General features: G+C 72.6%; 20 protein-coding genes and 2 pseudogenes. 8 read left to right on the plus strand and 14 right to left on the minus strand.

Annotated elements, in window-relative coordinates; all coding sequences use genetic code 11:
• Positions 1-168 precede the first annotated feature (168 nt).
• A complete protein-coding gene (locus tag V7E46_RS12935) occupies positions 169-969 on the plus strand; it encodes a class I SAM-dependent methyltransferase (protein WP_333768544.1) in 801 nt (266 codons plus the stop codon).
• Between the two features lie 45 nt (positions 970-1,014).
• Here V7E46_RS12935 and V7E46_RS12940 read toward each other — a convergent pair.
• A pseudogene (locus V7E46_RS12940) lies at positions 1,015-1,332 on the minus strand (NIL domain-containing protein); the annotation flags it as partial.
• Between the two features lie 262 nt (positions 1,333-1,594).
• Between V7E46_RS12940 and V7E46_RS12945 the strand changes: the two are divergent.
• Both V7E46_RS12945 and V7E46_RS12950 read left to right on the plus strand, forming a co-directional pair.
• Entirely contained in the window at positions 1,595-1,963 is a 369-nt protein-coding gene (locus V7E46_RS12945) for a hypothetical protein (protein WP_329180629.1), read from the plus strand.
• Positions 1,956-2,510 carry a hypothetical protein gene (locus V7E46_RS12950; protein ID WP_333768545.1) on the plus strand — a complete coding sequence of 185 codons (555 nt, stop codon included), beginning with the start codon at positions 1,956-1,958 and terminating at the stop codon, positions 2,508-2,510. The genes V7E46_RS12945 and V7E46_RS12950 overlap by 8 nt, the downstream gene beginning before the upstream one ends.
• Before the next feature lie 3 nt (positions 2,511-2,513).
• Here V7E46_RS12950 and V7E46_RS12955 read toward each other — a convergent pair whose 3' ends face one another.
• The 3 genes from V7E46_RS12955 to V7E46_RS12965 all read right to left on the minus strand — a co-directional run bounded on the left by V7E46_RS12955 (position 2,514) and on the right by V7E46_RS12965 (position 5,065).
• Positions 2,514-3,020 (minus strand): GNAT family N-acetyltransferase, encoded by a 507-nt coding sequence (locus tag V7E46_RS12955; protein WP_329180624.1) that lies wholly within the window; start codon positions 3,018-3,020, stop codon positions 2,514-2,516.
• Between the two features lie 205 nt (positions 3,021-3,225).
• Positions 3,226-3,798: a sigma-70 family RNA polymerase sigma factor gene (locus tag V7E46_RS12960; RefSeq protein ID WP_333768546.1), complete on the minus strand. Its 573-nt coding sequence runs from the start codon at positions 3,796-3,798 to the stop codon at positions 3,226-3,228.
• 94 nt (positions 3,799-3,892) lie between these two features.
• Entirely contained in the window at positions 3,893-5,065 is a 1,173-nt protein-coding gene (locus tag V7E46_RS12965) for a glycerophosphodiester phosphodiesterase (RefSeq protein ID WP_333768547.1), read from the minus strand.
• Between the two features lie 188 nt (positions 5,066-5,253).
• On the opposite strand from V7E46_RS12965, the gene V7E46_RS12970 reads away from it, so the two are divergent.
• Complete coding sequence (locus V7E46_RS12970; protein ID WP_329180618.1) at positions 5,254-5,922, plus strand: lysophospholipid acyltransferase family protein; 669 nt, start codon at positions 5,254-5,256, stop codon at positions 5,920-5,922.
• A gap of 141 nt (positions 5,923-6,063) precedes the next feature.
• Here V7E46_RS12970 and argH read toward each other — a convergent pair whose 3' ends face one another.
• The 7 genes from argH to argC all read right to left on the minus strand — a co-directional run bounded on the left by argH (position 6,064) and on the right by argC (position 13,724).
• Positions 6,064-7,491, minus strand: coding sequence for an argininosuccinate lyase (argH, locus tag V7E46_RS12975; RefSeq protein WP_333768548.1), 1,428 nt, complete (start codon positions 7,489-7,491; stop codon positions 6,064-6,066).
• Positions 7,488-8,684, minus strand: coding sequence for an argininosuccinate synthase (locus V7E46_RS12980; protein ID WP_333768549.1), 1,197 nt, complete (start codon positions 8,682-8,684; stop codon positions 7,488-7,490). The genes argH and V7E46_RS12980 overlap by 4 nt, the downstream gene beginning before the upstream one ends.
• A gap of 122 nt (positions 8,685-8,806) precedes the next feature.
• A complete protein-coding gene (locus V7E46_RS12985; protein WP_329180613.1) occupies positions 8,807-9,340 on the minus strand; it encodes an arginine repressor in 534 nt (177 codons plus the stop codon).
• A gap of 58 nt (positions 9,341-9,398) precedes the next feature.
• Positions 9,399-10,583 carry an acetylornithine transaminase gene (locus tag V7E46_RS12990; RefSeq protein ID WP_333768556.1) on the minus strand — a complete coding sequence of 395 codons (1,185 nt, stop codon included), beginning with the start codon at positions 10,581-10,583 and terminating at the stop codon, positions 9,399-9,401.
• A gap of 17 nt (positions 10,584-10,600) precedes the next feature.
• Positions 10,601-11,548: an acetylglutamate kinase gene (gene argB / locus V7E46_RS12995; RefSeq protein WP_333768550.1), complete on the minus strand. Its 948-nt coding sequence runs from the start codon at positions 11,546-11,548 to the stop codon at positions 10,601-10,603.
• Positions 11,545-12,699, minus strand: coding sequence for a bifunctional glutamate N-acetyltransferase/amino-acid acetyltransferase ArgJ (gene argJ, locus V7E46_RS13000; RefSeq protein WP_329180611.1), 1,155 nt, complete (start codon positions 12,697-12,699; stop codon positions 11,545-11,547). Before argJ ends, argB begins: the two co-directional genes overlap by 4 nt.
• Positions 12,696-13,724: an N-acetyl-gamma-glutamyl-phosphate reductase gene (argC, locus tag V7E46_RS13005; RefSeq protein WP_333768551.1), complete on the minus strand. Its 1,029-nt coding sequence runs from the start codon at positions 13,722-13,724 to the stop codon at positions 12,696-12,698. The genes argJ and argC overlap by 4 nt, the downstream gene beginning before the upstream one ends.
• Before the next feature lie 110 nt (positions 13,725-13,834).
• Between argC and V7E46_RS13010 the strand changes: the two are divergent.
• From V7E46_RS13010 to V7E46_RS13020, 3 genes and pseudogenes are all read left to right on the plus strand, one after another.
• A pseudogene (locus tag V7E46_RS13010) lies at positions 13,835-14,200 on the plus strand (VOC family protein); the annotation flags it as partial.
• A 93-nt stretch (positions 14,201-14,293) separates the two neighbouring features.
• A complete protein-coding gene (locus V7E46_RS13015; RefSeq protein WP_333768553.1) occupies positions 14,294-15,031 on the plus strand; it encodes a VOC family protein in 738 nt (245 codons plus the stop codon).
• Between the two features lie 851 nt (positions 15,032-15,882).
• Positions 15,883-16,329 (plus strand): SRPBCC family protein, encoded by a 447-nt coding sequence (locus V7E46_RS13020; protein ID WP_329180607.1) that lies wholly within the window; start codon positions 15,883-15,885, stop codon positions 16,327-16,329.
• A 2-nt stretch (positions 16,330-16,331) separates the two neighbouring features.
• On the opposite strand, the gene V7E46_RS13025 is transcribed toward V7E46_RS13020, so the two are convergent.
• Positions 16,332-17,489, minus strand: a complete 1,158-nt coding sequence (locus V7E46_RS13025) for a methyltransferase (RefSeq protein ID WP_333768554.1) — start codon at positions 17,487-17,489, stop codon at positions 16,332-16,334.
• A 233-nt stretch (positions 17,490-17,722) separates the two neighbouring features.
• Between V7E46_RS13025 and V7E46_RS13030 the strand changes: the two genes are divergently transcribed.
• The gene (locus V7E46_RS13030) at positions 17,723-18,043 is read left to right on the plus strand and encodes a hypothetical protein (RefSeq protein ID WP_333768557.1); all 321 of its coding nucleotides are present in this window, start codon (positions 17,723-17,725) and stop codon (positions 18,041-18,043) included.
• Between the two features lie 222 nt (positions 18,044-18,265).
• Here the strand turns inward: V7E46_RS13030 and V7E46_RS13035 are convergent, their stop codons facing one another.
• Both V7E46_RS13035 and V7E46_RS13040 read right to left on the minus strand, forming a co-directional pair.
• The gene (locus tag V7E46_RS13035; RefSeq protein ID WP_329180601.1) at positions 18,266-19,000 is read right to left on the minus strand and encodes a DUF7873 family protein; all 735 of its coding nucleotides are present in this window, start codon (positions 18,998-19,000) and stop codon (positions 18,266-18,268) included.
• 46 nt (positions 19,001-19,046) lie between these two features.
• Entirely contained in the window at positions 19,047-20,309 is a 1,263-nt protein-coding gene (locus tag V7E46_RS13040; protein WP_333768555.1) for a glycoside hydrolase family 10 protein, read from the minus strand.
• Between the last annotated feature and the right edge of the window lie 382 nt (positions 20,310-20,691).

Genomic DNA, 20,691 nt, shown 5'->3' on the forward strand with positions numbered 1-20,691 from the left:
GCATGGGTGGATTGCACAGCATGCAGCATCGCGCGCGGCATCCGCCGGGCAGGGTCGCCACGAGGGGCCGGCGGCGGGCGGAGGGGCGAACGCCCTTCCAGAGTAGGGCGGATGCCGGTCAGGCCGGGTATCCGTGCACGCCATCCGATCCTGCTACCGTCAGCCCGCGTGACGGTGCACCACGCAGCAGGAGTCGGTTATCAGCGGGCCGCGGGGGTCTATGAGCGCTCCCGGCCCTCCTATCCGCTCGCCGCGCTCGCCGCGCTCGCCGACGCCTTGCCGCTGGAGGCCGGCCGCACCGTGGTCGATCTCGGCGCGGGGACCGGCAAGTTCACCCGGCTGCTGGCGCTGACCGGCGCCGAGGTGCTCGCGGTGGAGCCGGTCAGGGAGATGCGCGAGACACTGGCGGAGCTGCTGCCAGGGGTGGCGGTGACCGCGGGCACGGCGGAGGCGACGGGGCTGCCCGACGGGTGCGCGGACGCGGTGGTGGCGGCGCAGTCCTGGCACTGGTTCGACGAGCGGGCGGCGCTGGCAGAGGTGGAGCGGCTGCTGCGGCCGGGCGGCGCGCTGGCGCTGGTGTGGAACACCTACGACACGTCGGTGCCGTGGGTGCGGGACTTCCAGGACATCTACTTCCGGCTGGCGCCGCGCGATCTGCCCAGTCCGCCGCTGACGTCGGCGCTGGGCGACGCGGGCCCCGGCGGCGGCTGGCGCAAGGCGTTCGAGGCGCGGGCCGCGGGCTGGGGCGAGGTCTCGGAGCGGCACTGGCCGAACCCGTACACGACGACGGTGGCCGCCGTGGTGGAGCGGATGGTGTCGTCCAGCCATATCGCGGTGCTGGACGCGGACGCGCAGGCGCGGGTGCGCGCGGAGGTCGAGGCGGTGCTCGGCGCGCACGACGCGACCCGGGTCAGCGGGGCGATCGAGATGCCGTACACCACGGACGTCTACTGGGTGCGGCGCGGCTGAGGCGCCCGAGCCGGTGCGCGACCGGGCGCCACGGCCGGGTGGGGGTCAGGCGGACGAGGGCGCGGGACGCGGCTGTACGTCCGCGGCCGTATCGGCGGTATCGACCTGGATTGCCTGTTCGCGCAGGAAGCCGATCGGCACGACGTTGTCCTCGAAGCAGCCGGGCAGTTCGATCCGCATCCGGCCGATCTGCCGGCCGTCGCAGGTCTGCACGGCGGCGCCCAGGATGGACACGTCCACGTTGCAGGTGCGGGCCAGTTGGGAGATCACCGGCCGGTTCGCGCTGTCACCGCGGAAGGTGAGGTCGACGACCGTGCGGTCGGGGCCCGAGGACTGTCCGCCGACCGGGAAGAGCTGGTCGGCGGGCCTCAGGTCAGGCGCACATTCGACACGCACGACGGACACCGTGCGTGGTCGCCCCGGTCACGCGGCTGCGGAGGTTCGTCGTGGTCATGCGTCCAGTCAACCAGACATCCCGGACGGCGCCGAAATCCGGTCGACTCGTTCATTATCAGGACACAGCACGGACATGGCGCCGGCACAAGCGGGCAGCGGGATCGCGGGCGCCCCCTGGGGGACGGGGGTGGGAGACCGGCGGGGGACGCGGCCGTAATAAAGTCGACGCATGCTCGACGCGGTCACCCTCACGGTCACGGTCACGGCACTGCTGCTCGCGGTGTGGTGCGGCTTCGCCGCGTATCGTGACGAGCCGACCAACGACTGGCACTTCATCGGCATGGCGGTGGTGACGCTCGCCGCGCTGGTGCAGCTGGTGGTGGCGCTGGTACGGCTCGGGCACGGCGACCGGCCCGAGCAGGGGGTGGCGGTCTTCGTCGGCTATCTGATCGGCGCGGCCTGCACCATTCCGGCGGCGGCCTTCATGTCGCTGGCCGAGCGCAGCCGCTGGGGCTCGGCGATCGTCGCGGCCGGCGGCGTGATCCTGGCCGTGCTCGAACTGCGGCTGCACGACATCTGGGGAGCCGGACATGGCTGAGGACAGCACCGCGGACGACACGGAGGCCGGGACAATGGCGCAGCAGCAGACACCGGCGGTACCGCCGGCGCCCGCCCGATCGGCGGTACCGGGCGCGCAGGCAGGACCGCCCGCGCCCGGCGGCAAGCGGCTCGGCCAGGGTCCCGGCCGGCTGCTGCTGTGGTTCTACGGCGTCTTCACGGTGGCGGCGCTGTCCCGCTCGATCGTGCAGATCAGCACCAAGTTCAGCGACGCGCCCCTGGCGTACGTGCTGTCGCTGGCGGCCGGCGTCGTCTACGCGGTGATCACCGTCGCCCTGTGGCGGGGCGGCGACCAGGCCCGCAGGATCGCGCTGGTGTCCTGCTCGGCCGAGCTGCTCGGGGTGATCGCGGTCGGCATCCTGACCGTGGCGGACTCCTCGGCCTTCCCCGACGCGACGGTCTGGTCGGACTTCGGCGTCGGCTACGTCTTCCTGCCGCTGGTGCTCCCGGTCATGGGCCTGCTGTGGCTGCGCAGGGCCGGACGGCCGGAGCCCGGCACCGCGGAGGGTGCCGCGCCCCGGCCGTGACGGTCAGGCGGTGGCGGCGAGGCCGACGGTGTCCGCCGGCTTCTCCATGGTGACCAGGCTCAGCCTGCGGCTGACCGGCTTGGCGACGCCGACCTGCTCGTAGCCGAGCTTGCGGTACATCCGCAGGTTGACCTCGCTGCGGTGGCCGGTGAACAGCCGGTACCGCTTGGCCTCCGCCTCGGCCGCGAGCCGGTCCTCGACGGCGCTGAGCAGCCGCCCGCCGAGGCCGTGCCGCTGCAGGCGCGGATGCACGATGAGTTTGCCGATCCTGGCGGTGCCGTCGTCGTCGACGACACCGCGTACCGAACCGACGACCTCTTCGCCGAGGCGTGCCACCAGCACGCAGCCCTCGGACAGTTCGGCGCGCAGGTGGTCCAGGGTCTGGGTCAGCGGTTCGATGCTGTAGTCGCCGTACAGCTCGGCTTCGCTCTGGTAGCAGAGGTATTGGAGTTTCAGGATCTTCTCGGCGTCGCTCGACTCCGCCGTAGAGATGGTCACGCTCATGCCCATGCGCGCAGGCCTCCCCTTCGAATCCGTCCGGGCAGTTTGAGGGTGAGGTGTGCGCCCGGGACGTGTGCCTGGCCGGGGTCGGTGCGGATGTGCGCCGCCCCCGTTGGCGCCGATGATCGCACAAAGATCCCGATGGGAAGCGCCTGAACGCCGCCCGTTCCAGTACCGTCCCGGCGTGCCAAAGGTGCCCACTGCCGCTGACTGTTTACCGTGCATTACCCCGCCCCACCGGGGATCCAACCCTCGAATTCAGGATGGATCGCAGACACCCGAGGCACCGGGAGCGCAGCGGCCCCACACTGCCCTGTGAGATTCCCAACTCCTGTGCGATCTGCGAGTAGGTGGGGTCGGAATCGGCCATCAGCGCCCGCACCAGCTGCGGGCAGCGTCCCGGCAGCGTGCGGACCGCGGCCCTGACCGAGCGCAGCGTGTCGGCGTCGATCACCTGGTCCTCGACGGCGCCGCCCGCCCGGTGCGGTGCGCGGGGCGGCGGTCCGGCGTCCTGGTCGGCGTACGGCCGCTCGCAGCGCCGCCGCACGTCGGGGCCGAGCGCTTCGGCGCGGACCGCCGCGCGCGTCCAGTCGGCGAATTCCGGTGGCGGCCCGCCGAGTTCGAGCAGCCGCAGCCAGACGGCCTGTTCGAGGTCGGCGGCCTCGATGCCGGTCCCGGGCAGCGCGAAGGCGGCGGCCTCGGCGGCCAGCAGCCGGGCGTGGCCGGCCGGCAGGAGGCCGGGCAGGGCGGGGGCGGTGGTCGCGGGCGGCGGCGCGGCGGTGTCCATGGGCTCGTGCATAGCGGTCGGTACGTACCGGCCGCGCCGGGCGGGGGCCCGGCGCGGCCGTGTTCACCTCATGGAGTGCAGGGCTCCGCGCGGTTCACGACGAGGCCCAGTGGTCCTCGCGGGCCAGCACCGCGGTGTCGGCGTTGTCCGTGAACAGGCCGTCGATGCCGGTGGCGAACCAGGTCCTGAACGCGGCCAGCGGGTCGCCGTAGGCGTTCGGGTCGGTGCCGACCTGGAAGTCGGCGGGCAGGAACTGGTTCTCGTTGCGCGCGGTGAAGGGGTGCAGGACCAGGCCCGCCTTGTGCGCGTCGCTGACCACGGCGGTGGGCTTGAGGAGCTTGCCCGAGGCGTCGCGCGGGATGATCACGTCGGTGGTCGGGCCGATGCCCTGCGCGAAGCCGGCGATCCAGCGCAGGCCCGCCGGGGTGACCAGGTCGGCGACGGTCCGCTTGTCGCCGGCCGCGACGAAGTCCCAGGGCTGCGAGGTCAGGCCGTTGAGCAGGAAGATCTTGGCCGCGCGCCCGCCGAGGGCGCCGAGCCGCCGCAGGCTCTGCGCTTCGAAGGACTGGAGGAACTGCGGGGCGTCGGCGCGGTGCCTGCCGTACGGCTTGAGCAGCGCGATCAGCCGCTCCTCCAGGGGCAGGCCGATGCCGCGGAAGTAGGTGGGGTGCTTGGTCTCGGTGTGCAGCCAGACCGGCTTGCCGCGCTTGCGGCCCTCCTTGTCGGCCCAGGTGAGCACCTCGGCGAAGGTGGGGATGTCCCAGCGGCCGTTGTAGATCGCGTTGTGCGGCCGGACGCCGGGCAGCCGTTCGACGGCGCGCAGCCGCTTGAGCTCCGCGAGGGTGAAGTCCTCGGTGAACCAGCCCGTGGTGGCGGTGCCGTCGATCGTCTTGGTGGTCCTGCGGCTCGCGAACTCGGGGTGGTCCGCGACGTCGGTGGTGCCGCCGATCTCGGGTTCGTGGCGGCACACCAGGTGCCCGTCCCTGGTGGGGACGACGTCCTGCTCGACGACGTCCGCGCCGATGGCGAGCGCGTACTCGTACGATCCGAAGGTGTGTTCCGGGCGGTAGCCGGCGCTGCCGCGGTGGCCGACGATGGTCGGCACCGGCAGCTCGGGGGCACCGCCGTGCCCCCTGCCCGCGCCGCCGCCCGGGGACTGCGCCCCGGCCGGGCCGGCTGCGGCGATCACCGCGCCGCCCGCTCCGAGCGCTGCCGCGGACAGCAGGGTGCGCCTGCCGGGGCCGGTCTTGTGCTGGTCATCCGTCATGGGCGCATCGTGCCCCGCGGAGCTTGCGTACGCCCGACGCCGGCCGGAACACATCCGTAACACGCGTCAACGCTGCGTGCCGTCTCCGTGAACCCGACGTGCGGGGGTGCCCCTGGCGGAAGTATCGTCCTCGTGTACGTACGGGCCGGTGGGTCCGGCCGCCCCATCGCGTGAACCGGAGGAATGCGTTGTCCCGCAGCGTGCTCAAGGCGATTCTCGGACTGCTGATGCGGGTCCTTTACCGCCCCCGGGTCGAGGGCCTCGCGAACATCCCCGGCGACGGGCCGGTGATCGTGGCGGGCAACCACGTCACCTTCGTCGACTCGCTGTTCCTGTCCCTGGTGGTGAAGCGGCAGGTCTACTTCATCGGCAAGGACTCGTACGTCACCGGCAAGGGCTTCAAGGGCCGGTTGATGGCGTGGTTCTTCACCACCTGCGGCATGATCCCGGTGGACCGGGACGGCGGGCGCGGCGGGGTGGCGGCGCTGATGACCGGCCGCCGGGTGCTGGAGGAGGGCCGGATCTTCGGCATCTACCCCGAGGGGACCCGCTCCCCCGACGGCCGCCTCTACCGCGGCCGTACCGGTGTCGCCCGGCTGGCCCTGATGACCGGCGCCCCGGTGCTGCCGTTCGCGATGATCGGCACCGACAAGGTGCAGCCCGGCGGCTCCGGCATGCTGCGGATCGCCCCGGTCACCATCCGCTTCGGCCGCCCGCTGGACTTCGCGCGCTACGACGGCATGGACCGCGACCGCTACGTCCTGCGGGCCGTCACCGACGAGGTGATGAGCGAGGTCATGCGGCTCGGCGGCCAGGAGTACGTGGACATCTACGCGACCAAGGCGAAGGCCGCCTGACCGGCGGGGGGGGGGGGGGGGGGGGGGGGGGGGGGGGGGGGGGGGGGGGGGGGGGGGGCGCCCCCCCCCCCCCCCCCCCCCCCCCCCCCCCCCCCCCCCCCCCCCCCCCCCCCGGACCGGGTCCCGGCGGCTCCCGCGTGGCTACTGCTCGGCCCGCGCCCAGGCGTACTGGACGTCCAGGTCCGCCTTGACCTCGGCGAGCTGGAGGGCGACCGCGCTCGGCGCCGTACCGCCGCGCCCGCTGCGGGAGGCCAGCGAGCCCGGCACATTGAGTACCCCGCGGACCTCGGGCGTCAGATGCGCGGAGATCTTGGCGAACTGCTCGTCGGTCAGCTGGTGCAGCTCGATGCCCTCGGCCTCGCAGGCCTTGACGCACTCCCCCGCGACCTCGTGCGCGACCCGGAAGGGGACGCCCTGCCTGACCAGCCACTCGGCGATGTCGGTGGCCAGCGAGAAGCCGGCCGGGGCCAGCTCCGCCATCCGCTCGGTGTGCACCGTCAGGGTGGCCATCATCCCGGTGAACGCCGGGAGCAGCACCTCCAGCTGGTCGCAGGAGTCGAAGACCGGCTCCTTGTCCTCCTGGAGGTCCCGGTTGTACGCCAGCGGCAGCGCCTTGAGGGTGGCCAGCAGCCCGGTGAGGTTGCCGATCAGCCGTCCGGACTTGCCGCGGGCCAGCTCGGCGATGTCCGGGTTCTTCTTCTGCGGCATGATCGAGGAGCCGGTGGAGAAGGCGTCGTGCAGGGTCACGAAGGAGAATTCCTTGGTGTTCCAGATGATCACCTCCTCGGCGATCCGCGACAGGTTGACGCCGATCATCGCGGTGATGAAGGCGAACTCGGCCACGAAGTCGCGCGAGGCGGTGCCGTCGATGGAATTGCCGACGCTCCCGTGCTCGAAGCCCAGGTCACGGGCGACGGCCTCGGGGTCGAGGCCGAGCGAGGACCCGGCGAGCGCGCCGGAACCGTACGGCGACACGGCGGTGCGCTCGTCCCACTGGTGCAGCCGCTCCGCGTCCCGGGACAGCGACTGGACGTGCGCCAGCATGTGGTGCGCGAACAGCACCGGCTGGGCGTGCTGGAGGTGGGTGCGGCCCGGCATCGCGGCGTCCGGATGCGCCTCGGCGAGGCCGACCAGCGCGCCTTGGAGGTCCGCGATCAGGCCGCCGATGGTCCTGGCGTGGTCGCGCAGGTACATCCGGAAGAGGGTGGCGATCTGGTCGTTGCGCGACCGGCCGGCCCGCAGCTTGCCGCCGAGGTCGGCGCCGAGGCGTTCGACCAGGCCGCGTTCCAGCGCGGTGTGCACGTCCTCGTCGGCGACGGTGCCGGTGAAATCACCGGCGGCCACATCGGCTTCGAGCGTGTCGAGCCCGGCGATCATCCGGTCCAGCTCGTCGGCGGTCAGCAGCTCGGCCCGGTAGAGGACCCGGGCGTGGGCGCGGGACCCGGCGATGTCGTAGGGCGCGAGCCGGAAGTCGAAGTGGACGGAGGCGGACAGCTTCTCCAGGGCGGCGGACGGTCCGTCGGCGAACCGCCCGCCCCAGAGCTTGGCGCCCTGTGCTTCCTCGGTCACTGGGCCAGGTCCCGCTTCGCGGCGATCTTGCTGGACATGCCGAAGATCTCGATGAAGCCCTTGGACAGCGACTGGTCGAAGGTGTCGCCGGTGTCGTAGGTGGCGAGGTTGAAGTCGTACAGCGACTCGCCCGACCGCCGGCCGTTGACGACGGCCCGGCCGCCGTGCAGGACCATCCGGACGTCGCCGGTGACGTGCTCGTTGGCCTCGGTGATGAAGCCGTCGAGCGCCCGCTTGAGCGGCGAGAACCACAGGCCGTCGTAGACCAGCTCGCCCCAGCGCTGCTCGACCTGCCGCTTGTAGCGGGCGAGCTCCCGCTCGACGGTGACGTTCTCCAGCTCCTGGTGGGCGGTGATCAGCGCGATGGCGCCGGGGGCCTCGTAGATCTCCCGGGACTTGATGCCGACCAGCCGGTCCTCGACCATGTCGATCCGGCCGATGCCCTGGGCGCCGGCCCGCACGTTGAGCTGCTGGATCGCCTCCAGGACGCTGACGTCCCTGCCGTCGATGGCGACCGGGACACCCTTGAGGAAGCTGATGACGACCTCGTCGGCCTCCCGCGGCTCCGCCGGGTTCCGGGTGTACTCGTAGACGTCCTCGATCGGCGCGTTCCAGATGTCCTCCAGGAAGCCGGTCTCGACGGCCCGCCCGAAGACGTTCTGGTCGATCGAGTACGGCGACTTCTTGGTGGTGGCGATCGGCAGGTTGTTGGCCTCGCAGAAGGCGATGGCCTTGTCCCGGGTCATCGCGTAGTCGCGGACCGGCGCGATGCAGCGCAGCTCGGGGGCCAGCGAGGAGATGCCGGCCTCGAAGCGGACCTGGTCGTTGCCCTTGCCGGTGCAGCCGTGGGCGACGGTGTCGGCGCCGTGCTTGCGGGCGGCGGCCACCAGGTGCTTGACGATGGCGGGGCGGGACAGTGCGGAGACCAGCGGGTAGCGGTCCATGTAGAGCGCGTTGGACCGGATCGCCGGCAGGCAGTATTCCTCGGCGAACTCGTCCTTGGCGTCCGCGACCTCGGCCTCGACCGCGCCGCACGCGATGGCGCGCTTGCGGATGACGTCCAGGTCCTCGCCGCCCTGGCCGACGTCCACGGCCACGGCGATGACCTCGGCGCCGGTCTCCTCGGCGATCCAGCCGATGGCGACGGAGGTGTCAAGGCCGCCTGAATAGGCGAGTACGACGCGCTCGGTCACGGGTCTCTCCTTACGGTGCATACGCTGACTGGTATAAGTATGCACTCCACCGTATGGTTCGTCAAAACCACAGGTCAGCGTGTTCCTGCGGCCGAATGAGTGGAGTGCGGGAGGGTCGGTGGCTAGACCTCGCCCTGGGCGAGGCGCAGCAGGTGATCGGCGAGCTTCTGACCGCCGGCGGGGTCCCGGCTGATCAGCACGACGGTGTCGTCTCCCGCGATCGTACCGAGAATGTCGTGGACCTCCGCCGTGTCGATGGCCGACGCGAGGAACTGCGCGGCGCCCGGCGGGGTGCGGACCACCACCAGATTGGCCGAGGCCTCGGCGGAGATCAGCAGCTCGGCGGCCAGCCGCCGCATCCGCTCCTCCTTGACGGATTCGCCCAGCGGCGCCTGCGGGGTGCGGAAACCGCCCTCGGAGGGAACGGCGTAGATCAGCTCGCCGTCGTTGGTGCGGATCTTGACCGCGCCCAGTTCGTCCAGGTCGCGGCTGAGCGTCGCCTGGGTGACGCTCAGCCCGTCGTCGGCGAGCAGCTTGGCCAGCTGGCTCTGGGACCGCACCGGCTGCCGGCCGAGGATGTCCACGATCCTGCGGTGCCTGGCCGTACGGGTCTGCGGTACGGCCTGGCCGCCGCCCTGCTGCTGCGCCTCGCTCATCGTCGCGTCATTCTCCGTCTGTCCCCCGGACTCCGGCGGTGCCCCGGGCTGCCCGGTTCTACTGGTTCGCCTGCCACACCTGGTCCAGGACGCCGGGCAGCACCCGGAGGAACTCGTCCGTGTCGTCGTCGCCGACGACCAGCGGCGGCGCGAGCCGTACCGTGTCGGGCACGGCGGCGTTCACCAGGAGTCCGGCGTCCTGAGCCGCCTGCTGGATCGGTGCGGCCAGCGGCTCGGTGAGCACGATACCGATCAGCAGGCCCGTACCGCGCACATGATCGACCAGCGGGTGCCGCAGGGCCTCGATTCCGTTCCGCAGCTTCTCGCCCTGCCGCTTGACGTGGTCGAGCAGCCCGTCCGCCGCGATGGTTTCGAGGACGGCGAGCGCGGCGGCACAGGAGACCGGGTTGCCGCCGAAGGTCGTGCCGTGCGCGCCCGGGGTGAACAGCTCGGCCGCCGCCCCGAAGGCCACGGTGGCGCCGATCGGCAGCCCGCCGCCCAGGCCCTTGGCCAGCGTCACGACATCGGGCTCGACGCCCTGGGCCAGGCACTCGAACCAGTGCCCCGTCCTGCCGACGCCGGTCTGCACCTCGTCGAGCACCAGCAGGGTGCCGGTCGCGGCGGTGATCTCCCGTGCCGCCCGCAGATAGCCGGCCGGCGGCACGACCACCCCGTTCTCGCCCTGGATCGGCTCGATGATCACCAGCGCGGTGTCGGTGTCCACGGCCGCCCGCAGCGCCGCCTCGTCGCCGAACGGCACATGGACGACCTCGCCGGGCAGCGGGGCGAAGGCCTCCTTCTTCTTCGGCTGGCCGGTCAGCGCGAGCGAGCCCATCGTCCGGCCGTGGAAGGCTCCTTCGGTCGCGACCATCCGGGTACGCCCGGTGAGGCGGCCGATCTTGAAGGCGGCCTCGTTGGCCTCGGCGCCGGAATTGCTGAAGAAGACCCGGCCCGGCCGCCCGAACAGCTGGAGCAGCCGCTCGGCCAGCGCGACCGGCGGCTCGGCGATGAAGAGGTTGGAGACATGGCCCAGGGTGCCGATCTGCCGGGTCACCGCCTCGACCACCGCCGGGTGCCCGGTGCCCAGCGAGTTGACCGCGATGCCGCCGAGGAAGTCCCGGTAGACCTTGCCCTCGGCGTCCCAGAACCTCGCGCCCTCGCCGCGCACCAGGGGCAGCCGGGGCAGCCCGTAGTTGTCCATCAGCGCGCCCTGCCAGCGGCCGGCCAGCGCCTCGTTGCCGATCGTGCCCGTGGTGGTGGTCACCGTGTTCCCCCTTCTGCGGTTGCCTGTTCCGGTACGTGCTCGGCAGCGGGCGCCGGCGGGAGGTCGGGGACGACCATGGTGCCGATGCCCTCGTCGGTGAAGATCTCCAGCAGGATCGCGTGCTGGACCCGGCCGTCGATGACGCGGGCGGTGTGCACGCCGTTGCGTACCGCGTGCAGGCAGCCGCGCATCTTCGGGACCATGCCGCTGGACAGGCCGGGCAGCAGTTTCTCCAGCTCGGTGGCGGTGAGCCGGCTGATCACGTCGTCGCTGTTGGGCCAGTCCTCGTACAGGCCCTCGACGTCGGTGAGCACCATCAGCGTCTCGGCGTCGAGCGCCGCGGCCAGCGCGGCGGCGGCGGTGTCGGCGTTGACGTTGTAGATGTGCCCGTCGTCGGCGGCCCTGGCGATGGACGAGATCACCGGGATACGGCCGTCGGCGAGCAGCGCCTCGATCGCGCCGGTGTCGATGGCGGTGATCGCGCCGACCCGCCCGATGTCGACGGCCTCGCCGTCGATGACCGGGAAGTGCTTGACCGCGGTGATGGTGTGCGCGTCCTCGCCGGTCAGGCCGACCGCGAGCGGGCCGTGCTGGTTGAGCAGCCCGACCAGCTCGCGCTGCACCTGCCCGGCCAGCACCATCCGGACCACGTCCATCGCCTCGGGCGTGGTGACCCGCAGCCCGGCCTTGAACTCGCTGACCAGGCCGTGCCGGTCGAGCTGCGCGTTGATCTGCGGGCCGCCGCCGTGCACGACGACCGGCTTGAGGCCGGCCTGCCGCAGGAAGACCACGTCCTGTGCGAAGGCGGCCTTCAGCTCCTCGTCGACCATGGCGTTGCCGCCGAATTTGATCACCACGACCCGGCCGTTGTGCCGGGTCAGCCAGGGCAGCGCCTCGATGAGCACCTGCGCCTTGGGCAGGGCGGAGTGCTTGCGGGCCGTCATGAGCTGTACGCGCTGTTCTCGTGGACGTAGTCGGCGGTGAGGTCGTTGGTCCAGATCACCGCCGACGCGTCGCCCGCGGCCAGGTCCGCGGTGATCACGACCTCCCGGAAGCGCATGTCGACCAGGTCGCGGTCCTCGCCGACCGAGCCGTTCCTGCACACCCACACGCCGTTGATGGCCACGCTCAGCCGGTCCGGCTCGAAGGCGGCAGACGTGGTGCCGATCGCGGACAGCACCCGGCCCCAGTTGGGGTCCTCGCCGTGGATCGCGCACTTGAGCAGATTGCTGCGCGCGACGGACCGGCCGACCTCGACCGCGTCCTCCTCGCTGGCCGCTCCCACGATCTCGATCCTGATGTCCTTGCTCGCGCCCTCCGCGTCCCCGATCAGCTGCCGGGCCAGGTCGGCGCAGACCGTACGGACCGCGTCGGCGAAGTCGTCGTAGCCGGGGGTGGCACCGGAGGCGCCGGAGGCCAGCAGCAGCACGGTGTCGTTGGTCGACATGCAGCCGTCGGAGTCGGCCCGGTCGAAGGTGACCCGGGTGGCGTCCCGCAGCGCCTTGTCGAGCGTCGCGGTGTCCACGTCGGCGTCGGTGGTCAGCACCACCAGCATGGTGGCCAGGCCCGGCGCGAGCATGCCCGCGCCCTTGGCCATGCCGCCGACGGTCCAGCCCCCCTCGCCCTGCGCCACCGCGGTCTTGTGGACGGTGTCGGTGGTCTTGATGGCGATGGCGGCCTTCTCGCCGCCGTGCTCGGACAGTTCGGCAGCGGCCTGCCCGATACCCGGCAGCAGCTTGTCCATCGGCAGCAGCAGGCCGATCAGACCGGTGGAGGCGACCGCGATCTCGCCCGCGCTGTGCCCCAGCACCTCGGCGGCCCGCTCCGCGGTGGCGTGGGTGTCCTGGAAGCCCTGCGGTCCCGTACAGGCGTTGGCGCCACCGGAGTTGAGGACGACGGCGGTCACCGCGCCGCCCTTGAGCACCTGCTCCGACCACAGCACGGGGGCGGCCTTCACCCGGTTGGAGGTGAAGACGCCCGCGGCGGCGCGGCGCGGCCCGGCGTTGACCACCAGGGCCAGGTCCGGGTTCCCGTTGGCCTTGATCCCGGCGGCGATACCCGCCGCCCGGAATCCTTTCGCTGCGGTCACGCTCATGGGGCGACTCCGATCGTGGAAAGTCCCGTGCCCTCGGGCAGCCCGAGGGCGATGTTCATGCTCTGCACCGCGCCGCCCGCGGTGCCCTTGGCCAGGTTGTCGATGGCGCTGATCGCGATGATCCGCCGCGCGTCCTGGTCGTAGGCCACCTGGAGGTGGACGGCGTTGGAGCCGTGGACCGACGCGGTGGCGGGCCACTGGCCCTCCGGCAGCAGGTGGACGAACGGCTCGTCGGCGTACGCCTTCTCGTAGGCGGCGCGGACGTCGGCGGCGGTGACGCCGGGGCGGGCCTTGGCCGTGCAGGTGGCGAGGATGCCGCGGGACATCGGCGCCAGGGTGGGCGTGAAGGAGACGCCGACCCGGGTGCCGGCCGCGGCGCTGAGGTTCTGGATCATCTCGGGGGTGTGCCGGTGGCCGCCGCCGACGCCGTACGGGGTCATCGACCCCATGACCTCGGAGCCCAGCAGATGCGGCTTGGCGGCCTTGCCCGCGCCCGACGTGCCGGACGCGGCGACGATCACGGCCTCGTCCTCGGCGAGCGCGGCGGCGTAGGCGGGTACGAGCGCGAGCGACACGGCCGTCGGGTAGCAGCCGGGTACGGCGATCCGTCTGGTCCCGGCCAGCGCGGCCCGGGCGCCGGGCAGCTCGGGCAGTCCGTACGGCCAGGTGCCGGCGTGCGGGGAGCCGTAGAAACGCTCCCAGTCCGCCGCGTCCTTGAGCCGGAAGTCGGCGCCCATGTCGACCACGAGCACGTCGTCGCCGAGCTGCTCGGCCACGGCCGCGGACTGCCCGTGCGGCAGCGCGAGGAAGACCACGTCGTGCCCGGCCAGCACCTCGGCCGAGGTGGTCTCCAGCACCCGGTCCGCGAGTGGCAGCAGATGCGGCTGCGACCCGCCGAGCCGCTGACCGACGCTGGAATTCCCGGTCACCGCCCCGATCTCGACCCCGGGGTGCCCGACCAGCAGCCGCAGCACCTCCCCGCCCGCATACCCGCTCGCCCCGGCAACCGCCGCCCGCAACGCCATCGAACCCTCCTCGTCGAGAGCATGACTATACGGCGACCCGCACTTTTATGCAAAAACTTGCACCCGGCACTGCGGAAGGCTTTGCAGAGCGCGAGCACGCGATCGACGGCGTGGCGCTGCGACCTGTCCAGGTGAACATCAAGGCCCGTGGCACCTCGGCGGTCGGCCGGTTCTGGGCGGCGGCGCTCGGCCGGACCGTCGCCGCCGAGGGACCGGCGACCACCTCCGTCGCCCCCGTCGGCGGCATGGCCTGGCCGCACCCGGTCACCGTCTGCGTGGACATCGTGACCGTCCCGGAGGCCAGGACGCCGGCGAAGAACCGTCTGCACCTCGATCTCGCCACCACCTCGGCGGCCCACCGGGCGGAGCTGGTCGAACGCCTCCGGGCTCTCGGTGCGACGCCCGCCGACGTGGGCCAGGGCGACGTCCCGTGGACGGTTCTGGCCGACCCCGAGGGCCACGGGTTCTGCGTGCTCGCCCTGCCCTGACGGGGAGCGGGCGAGGCGGGCTCGGGCCTGGTGACGGATATGCGTTTGTCGTCGCAGGGCGGTGTACGTAGGGTCGGCGGAATGGCGACACGGCTGGTGCAAATTGCGATGAACGCTCGGGACGACTCCGCGCTCGGCCGGTTCTGGGCGGAGGCGCTCGGCTGGGGTGTTGACAGCGAGGGGCCCGGGGTGACCAACATCGAACCCGTGGGCATCGCTTACCCCGACCCCGCCGCCATCTTCGTCGACGTCCTTCGGGTCCCGGAACCCAAGACGGTGAAGAACCGTGTGCACCTCGACCTCGCCAGCACCTCTGCGGCCCATCAGGCGGAGTTGGTCGAACGGCTCCGGGCGCTCGGTGCGACGCCCGCCGACGTGGGCCAGGGCGACGTCCCGTGGACGGTTCTGGCCGACCCCGAAGGCAACGAATTCTGCGTGCTGGAGCCGCGGGAGGTCTACCGGGACACCGGGCCGATGGCCGCGGTGGCGGTCGACTGCGTGGACCCGCGGGCCATGGCGCGGTTCTGGGGCGAGGCGATGGACTGGACCCTGCACGAGGTGACCGACGATCACGCGGTGCTGCGCTCCGCCAAGGAGGTCGGACCGTACCTGGAGTTCCTCCGCACGCCCGACGTGAAGACCGTGAAGAACCGCACCCACCTCGACCTCCGCCCGTACCCCGGTGACGATCAAGCCGCGGAGGCGGCCCGGCTGCGGGCCCTCGGCGCCACCGACGTCGACCTCGGCCAGGGCGACGTCCCGTGGACGTGCATGGCCGACCCCGAGGGCAACGAGTTCTGCGTCCTCACCCCGCGCTGACCCGGAGCCGTGCCGACACCCGGACGCCTGAGCCCGGACGGGAGAACGGCGCCGGCTGGAGCGCTCAGTCGGCTCCCGCCGTGAACCGTTCGCGGTTCAGCGTGCCGGGAGCCCCCGGGGGCCTGGGCGAGCCAGTGGGACCGGTTGGTCCAGCCGAGGAGGAGGCGCCCGCCGGAAGAGTCCGGTGCCGCGCCGGCCGCGGCCTGGCGCAGGCCCGTCAGCGCGGGGGCGAGGCGGGCCGCGACATGGGCGGGGAAGCGGGCCGCCTCCTCGTCGAGCCCGGCGATCACCCGGGCCTGCTCGGCGGGATCGCACAGCGACAGGTGGAAGAGCATCTGGCGCCACGCGTAGGCCGCGTCCTGTGAGGCAGTACGCGAACAGTGCGCGGCGCTCCGCGGGCACTCCGGCCAGCGCGGCGGCCTCGGCCTCGTACGGCTGGAGCCGACCCCAGGCAGCCGCGGCGGACGTGGCGAAGCCACCCACCCGCCACCGCCAGGTGACTGGCGGCAAAGCCACGGCGGACCCGCCCAGGAACCCCTGCCGCCCACAGGGATCAGCGGACGCAGGCGCCGGTATCGCCAGCCGGCCCCCGGTCGCCCACCCGCCACCGCCGGGTGCACGGCGGTGCCACCGCAGCGGACGCTCGCCGGGGAACCCCTGCGGCCCGCCGCCGACGCACCGCACTCCCCCATACGGTCGGCGGCACGCCCCGCCACGACCGGCGTGCCCACTGCGGCGCCCGCGGCCGCGCCGCACGCCTCGCGAGCCTGCCGTTCTCCGCCCGGCCGCTCTGCGACGATGCCCGCACGCCCGACCGGGCGTATGCGCGCGCAGGAGGAAGAGGAGAGAACATGGCCGGCAGATTCGAGGGAACCGCCGAGATCGACCGCCCCATCGAGGAGGTCTTCGCCTACCTCGCGGACGGCACCCACGACCCGGAGTTCAGCCCCCGGGTGCAGGAGATCACCAGGACGACGGACGGCCCCACGGCGGTCGGCACCGTCTACGCGAGCACCGTCAAGGACGCCGGCATGACGACCAGGCGCGAATTCCGGATCAGCGAATTCCAGCCGCCGACCAGAATCCGCTGGACCGAGCTGTCCACGAACACCGTGACGTCCAAGGAGGGCGGCTACGACCTGGCGCCGCTGCCCGGTGGCGGCACCCGGGTGACGGTCTTCAACGTCCTGGAGGGCCACGGCGTCGGCAGACTCCTGGTGGGCCTCGCCCTGCTGGCCGCCCGCAGGGACGCCGCCGCCTTCGCCGGGCGGATCAAGGCGGCCGTCGAGGCCGCCTGACGTCAGTGCGCCCGGGGCGGCTGCCTGACCGCGCGCAGGATCACGAACTTCGGGTCGGACGCCACCACGTCGCAGTTCCCGAACAGCCGCCGCAGCCGTACGTGGTAGCCCAGGTGGCGGTTGCCGACCACCCACAGCTCACCGCCGGGGCGCAGCGCGGCCCGTGCGGTGGCGAACATCCGGCGGGCGCCGCTGTCGCTGGTGGCGCGGTGGGAGTGGAAGGGCGGGTTGTTCAGTACGAGGTCGGCGCTGGCGGCCGGTACGCCGGTCGCCGCGTCGGCGACCAGGAACTCCGCCGCGGTGCCCGGATCGGCGTTCTCCCGGAAGGTCTCCTCGGCCGAGGCGACCGCCTGGTAGGACTCGTCGGTGAAGAGCACGTCGGAGGCGGGGTTGGCGACCGCCGCCGCGGTACCGACGACGCCGTTGCCGCAGCCCAGGTCGATCACCCGGTCGGGTCCCTGCCGCCGGGGCAGGTGGGCGAGCAGCAGCCGGGTGCCGAGGTCGAGCCGGTCGGCGCAGAAGATGCCGGCGTGGTTGGTGACCGTACGCCCCGACAGCGGGCCCACGTCGTCCGGCAGGGCGTAACGCAGCGGCCACGGGCCTGAGCTGCGGGGCAGGGCGGGGTCGGGGGTGCAGTGGATCAGCCGGGCCTTGCGGACGGCGAGCGAGGTGGTGGTCGGGCCGAGGATCCGCTCGAAGAGCGCCAGTGTCGAGGTGTGGATCTCGGTGACCATGCCTGCGCCGACCACGACCGTGTCCTGGTGCACCGCGGGCGCCAGCGCGTGCAGCTGGTCCTCCAGCAGGCCCAGGCTCCTGGGCACCCGGACCACCAGCAGATCGACCCGCTCGGGCGGGGTGTCCCGGGGCGACAGCAGCCGCACCGCGTCCTCGGCGCCGATCCTGCGCAGATTCGCCCGGGTCGCCTGCTGCCCGAGGAAGGAGTCGGAGATCTGCACCGGGTGCCGGTCGGCGAGCGCGGTGGTCAGGGCGCCCCAGCGGTCGCCGAGCAGCACGGTCGTGCCGCCGGCGGCGGGGGCGGTCTCGGCGAGGTGCCGCAGCAGGTAGTCGTCCGCGGCGTCCCAGGCCCGCAGCTGCTCTCGGGGTTCCGCCGGGTAGCGGGTCAGGTCGAGGTCGCCCCACGGCGTACTGAATCGGTGCATGATCCCTCAGCGTAGGCCCTGCGCGCCCCCGGCCCGACCCGTCGGCCCCGCAGCGCCGGACCGGGACCGCCCGTTACCGGCCCCGCCCGCCCGCCGGTACGGGGTAGGCGATACGGGCCAGGTCCGCGGTCGCCGGTCCCGGGTGCGAGAGGAGCCGGTCGAGAACCGTACGCGCCAGGGGCGGCGGCCCCGACTTCGAGCGCCTCGACCTGGTCCCGCTGCTGGACGACCCGATACGGCTCGCGCTCCCCGCCGGCCACCGGCTGGCCGGCCGGGCCGAGTTGGCGCTCGCGGACGTCGCCGACGAGGCGTGGGTGGCCAGCAGCCGGCGGATCGAGGAGACCCTGCGCGGCCACCTGCCGCGGCCTTCCTCGATGTGCTCAAGGAGACCGCCGCCGGGAGGGGAGCCGTCCCGGGCGCGCGACCGCGGCGGGACAAGGAGCGGGACCCGGAGGTTTTGTCCATCCTCCGGGTCCCTGGTGATGCCGCCGAAGGCCTCACCGTGCCTGTCGTGCCGACGGTTCAATCGTCATGTCGTCTCGTTCTGCCATTGAACTACCGCCGCAGGAAAGGAGAGCGGCGGACCGGATTCGAACCGGCACCTGACGACCCGGACCGTGGCCGGTCGGTACGGCGAGCGGCGGCGAATGCTGAGTCTGGAGCAAGAGTCTGAGATTGACGGCGAACCCGCGTCGCTCACGACGAACTTCAGTTTCAGCTTTGCGCTCCTCGCGCACCCCTCCGCACACAGGCGGAGGGGGGTCTTGGGGGTGGGATCAGCCGCTGAACAGATACCCGAGCACGGCGTCGCCGACCCGCTGGTCGGTGACCTCGGCGCCGTTCGCCTCCTCGCGGGCGAACTTCACCGCCTGCTGCAACTTCTCGATCCTGGACAGGAGTTCGTTCACCCGGCGGGCGGGCAGCGCGCCGGAGAACTTGACCGTGGTCCAGTAACCGACCGGCACGTCCTCGTAGTAGACCTCCACCTGGGCCGGGTGGTTCTCGGTCGCCTCGGCCTTCACGTGGTTGCGCGGCACCTTCCTGGTACGGATGGTCCGCACCGGTTCGGTCTTCCACGCGTCGCTGGACGGGTCGAGGGTCCACGACTCGGCGGCGTCGAGCACCGGCAGCCGGCGTACGAAGCCGTGCAGGTCGGTCAACTGCTTCTCCAGGAAGAGCAGATACGACACCGGCACCGCCGCGACGACCACCCGGCCGTCGACGGTGACATCGGCGCGCGCCTCGCAGTTGGCCCAGTCCTTGGTGGCGGTCACGTCGAACAGCCGGGTCAGCGCGTCCACGGTGGCCCGCAGCGCGCCCTCCGCCTGGACCTGCACCCTGGTCGACTCGGGCGGCAGCTGCTCACCCTCCTCGTCCTTGGGCTGGTAGGTCCTGGATATGCCGGAGAGCAGCGCGGGCTTCTGCAGGTCGTGCTGAGCTGCCGTCAACTCCTGCTGCGCCTTGGCCTTGACGCCCTTCTCGACCGCGATGATCTGGTTCAGTTTCGCCACGTCACCGACCGTAACAGGGCGCCGCCCGGGCGTTCGACCGGTTTTATCAGGCCGGGGTGCGCACCCGCGTCGGGTAGTGGTCGGCGACCACCCGGCTCATCGCGCCGAGCGGATCGGCGGCGACCTGGGTGGCGGAGAAGTAGACGTTCCCGCGTACTTCCGGGTGGCCGGCGTCGAAGGTGAGGTGCCGGGACAGCTCGGCCTGGTCCTGCCAGGCCGCGGGCTGCCCCGCGACCCCGGCCTTGTACAGCGCCTCCCCGATGTAGAGCCGTACCCGGGTGCCGGCGACGACATCGGACCACCACGGCACGATGACGGCGTAGTCGGCGGCGGCGAAGCCGATGTTCCAGTAGACCTGCGGCACGATGTAGTCGATCCACTCCCGCAGGACCCACCCGCGGGTGTCGGCGTGCAGGTCGTCGTAGGTCTGTACGCCGGCGGCCGTGGCCGAGCCGAGCGGGTCGGTGGCGGCGTTGCGCCAGACACCGAAGGGGCTGATGCCGAACTGCGTGCCCGGGCGGATGGCCTTGATACGCGCGGCGGTCTCGCGTACCAGCAGGTCGGTGTTGTGCCGGCGCCAGGCGTCGCGGTCGGGGAAGCCGGCGCCGTGGCGCGCGTAGGCGGCGTCGTCGTCGAAGACCTGGCCCGCGACCGGGTAGGGGTAGAAGTAGTCGTCCCAGTGGACCGCGTCGACCGGGTAGCGGCGGACCGCGTCGAGCATCGCGTCCTGCACGAAGCGGCGGACCTCGGGCAGGCCGGGGTTGTAGTAGAGCTTGCCGCCGTAAACGACCGTCCACTCCGGGTGCAGCCGCGCCGGGTGGGTGGGGGCGAGAAGGGCGGGGTCGGCGCTGTTCGCCACGCGGTAGGGGTTGAACCAGGCGTGCAGTTCGAGCCCGCGGCGGTGTGCCTCGCGCACGGCGGTGCCCAGCGGGTCCCAGCCGGGGTCGCGGCCCTGGGTCCCCGTCAGGTACGCGGCCCACGGCTCGTAGGGCGAGGGCCAGAAGGCGTCCGCGGTGGGGCGCACCTGGAACATGACGGCGTTCAGCCGCCGCTCGACGGCGAGGTCGAGCAGGTCCAGCAGTTCGCGGCGCTGGACGTCGGGCGCCAGGCCCGGCGCCGAGGGCCAGTCGGTGTTCGCGACGGTCGCGATCCACATGCCGCGCAGCTCCGCCCTGTGCGGCGGGCGTCCGTGGGGGCCGCCACCGCTCGCGTCCGCGCCCTGGGCCGCGTGCGCCGCCGGCGGAAGCGCCGCGGCGGCGGCGACGCCGGCTGCCGCCGCGGTGAGCGTTCTGCGTGAGAGCCGTTCCATGTCTGCCTCCTGAGCCGGCGTCATCCGGGCGAGCCCCGGAGCCCCGCTCTACGTATCACCCGCACCGCCAGTAGCGCGAGCATCTGCGCCGCCCGCACGGGGGAGCCTGAAACTGGGCGCCCGCCCCAGGGGCGCGAGGGACTGCGCGCGCAACCCGCCGCTCGCCATCGTATGGCGACGGACCGCCACCACCCCGCAGGGGCGCGAGGAACTGCGCGACAAGCCCACCACCGGGGCGCGGGTCGTCACCGACCCGAAGGGTCTCTTCGGTCCGTCCCGGACCACCGGCCGGTGGACGGCTGAGCGCGCAGTTCCCCGCGCCCCTGGTGGGCACCCCCTTGCCGAAGGGAACCGCACACCCCCACGCCTGGGGAAGGCGCAC

Source organism: Streptomyces sp. IBSBF 2435, assembly GCF_036815005.1.
In the GTDB taxonomy this organism is placed as follows: Bacteria; Actinomycetota; Actinomycetes; order Streptomycetales; family Streptomycetaceae; genus Actinacidiphila.

Bases quoted from the DNA above. Each gene is read 5' to 3' on its own strand.
- V7E46_RS12945 (WP_329180629.1), top strand. From the start codon at position 1,595: ATGCTCGACGCGGTCACCCTCACGGTCACGGTCACGGCACTGCTGCTC.
- V7E46_RS12950 (WP_333768545.1), top strand. From the start codon at position 1,956: ATGGCTGAGGACAGCACCGCGGACGACACGGAGGCCGGGACAATGGCG.
- V7E46_RS12955 (WP_329180624.1), bottom strand. From the start codon at position 3,020: ATGGGCATGAGCGTGACCATCTCTACGGCGGAGTCGAGCGACGCCGAG.
- V7E46_RS12960 (WP_333768546.1), bottom strand. From the start codon at position 3,798: ATGGACACCGCCGCGCCGCCGCCCGCGACCACCGCCCCCGCCCTGCCC.
- V7E46_RS12965 (WP_333768547.1), bottom strand. From the start codon at position 5,065: ATGACGGATGACCAGCACAAGACCGGCCCCGGCAGGCGCACCCTGCTG.
- V7E46_RS12985 (WP_329180613.1), bottom strand. From the start codon at position 9,340: ATGAGCGAGGCGCAGCAGCAGGGCGGCGGCCAGGCCGTACCGCAGACC.
- argB (WP_333768550.1), bottom strand. From the start codon at position 11,548: ATGACGGCCCGCAAGCACTCCGCCCTGCCCAAGGCGCAGGTGCTCATC.
- argJ (WP_329180611.1), bottom strand. From the start codon at position 12,699: ATGAGCGTGACCGCAGCGAAAGGATTCCGGGCGGCGGGTATCGCCGCC.
- argC (WP_333768551.1), bottom strand. From the start codon at position 13,724: ATGGCGTTGCGGGCGGCGGTTGCCGGGGCGAGCGGGTATGCGGGCGGG.
- V7E46_RS13015 (WP_333768553.1), top strand. From the start codon at position 14,294: ATGGCGACACGGCTGGTGCAAATTGCGATGAACGCTCGGGACGACTCC.
- V7E46_RS13020 (WP_329180607.1), top strand. From the start codon at position 15,883: ATGGCCGGCAGATTCGAGGGAACCGCCGAGATCGACCGCCCCATCGAG.
- V7E46_RS13025 (WP_333768554.1), bottom strand. From the start codon at position 17,489: ATGCACCGATTCAGTACGCCGTGGGGCGACCTCGACCTGACCCGCTAC.
- V7E46_RS13040 (WP_333768555.1), bottom strand. From the start codon at position 20,309: ATGGAACGGCTCTCACGCAGAACGCTCACCGCGGCGGCAGCCGGCGTC.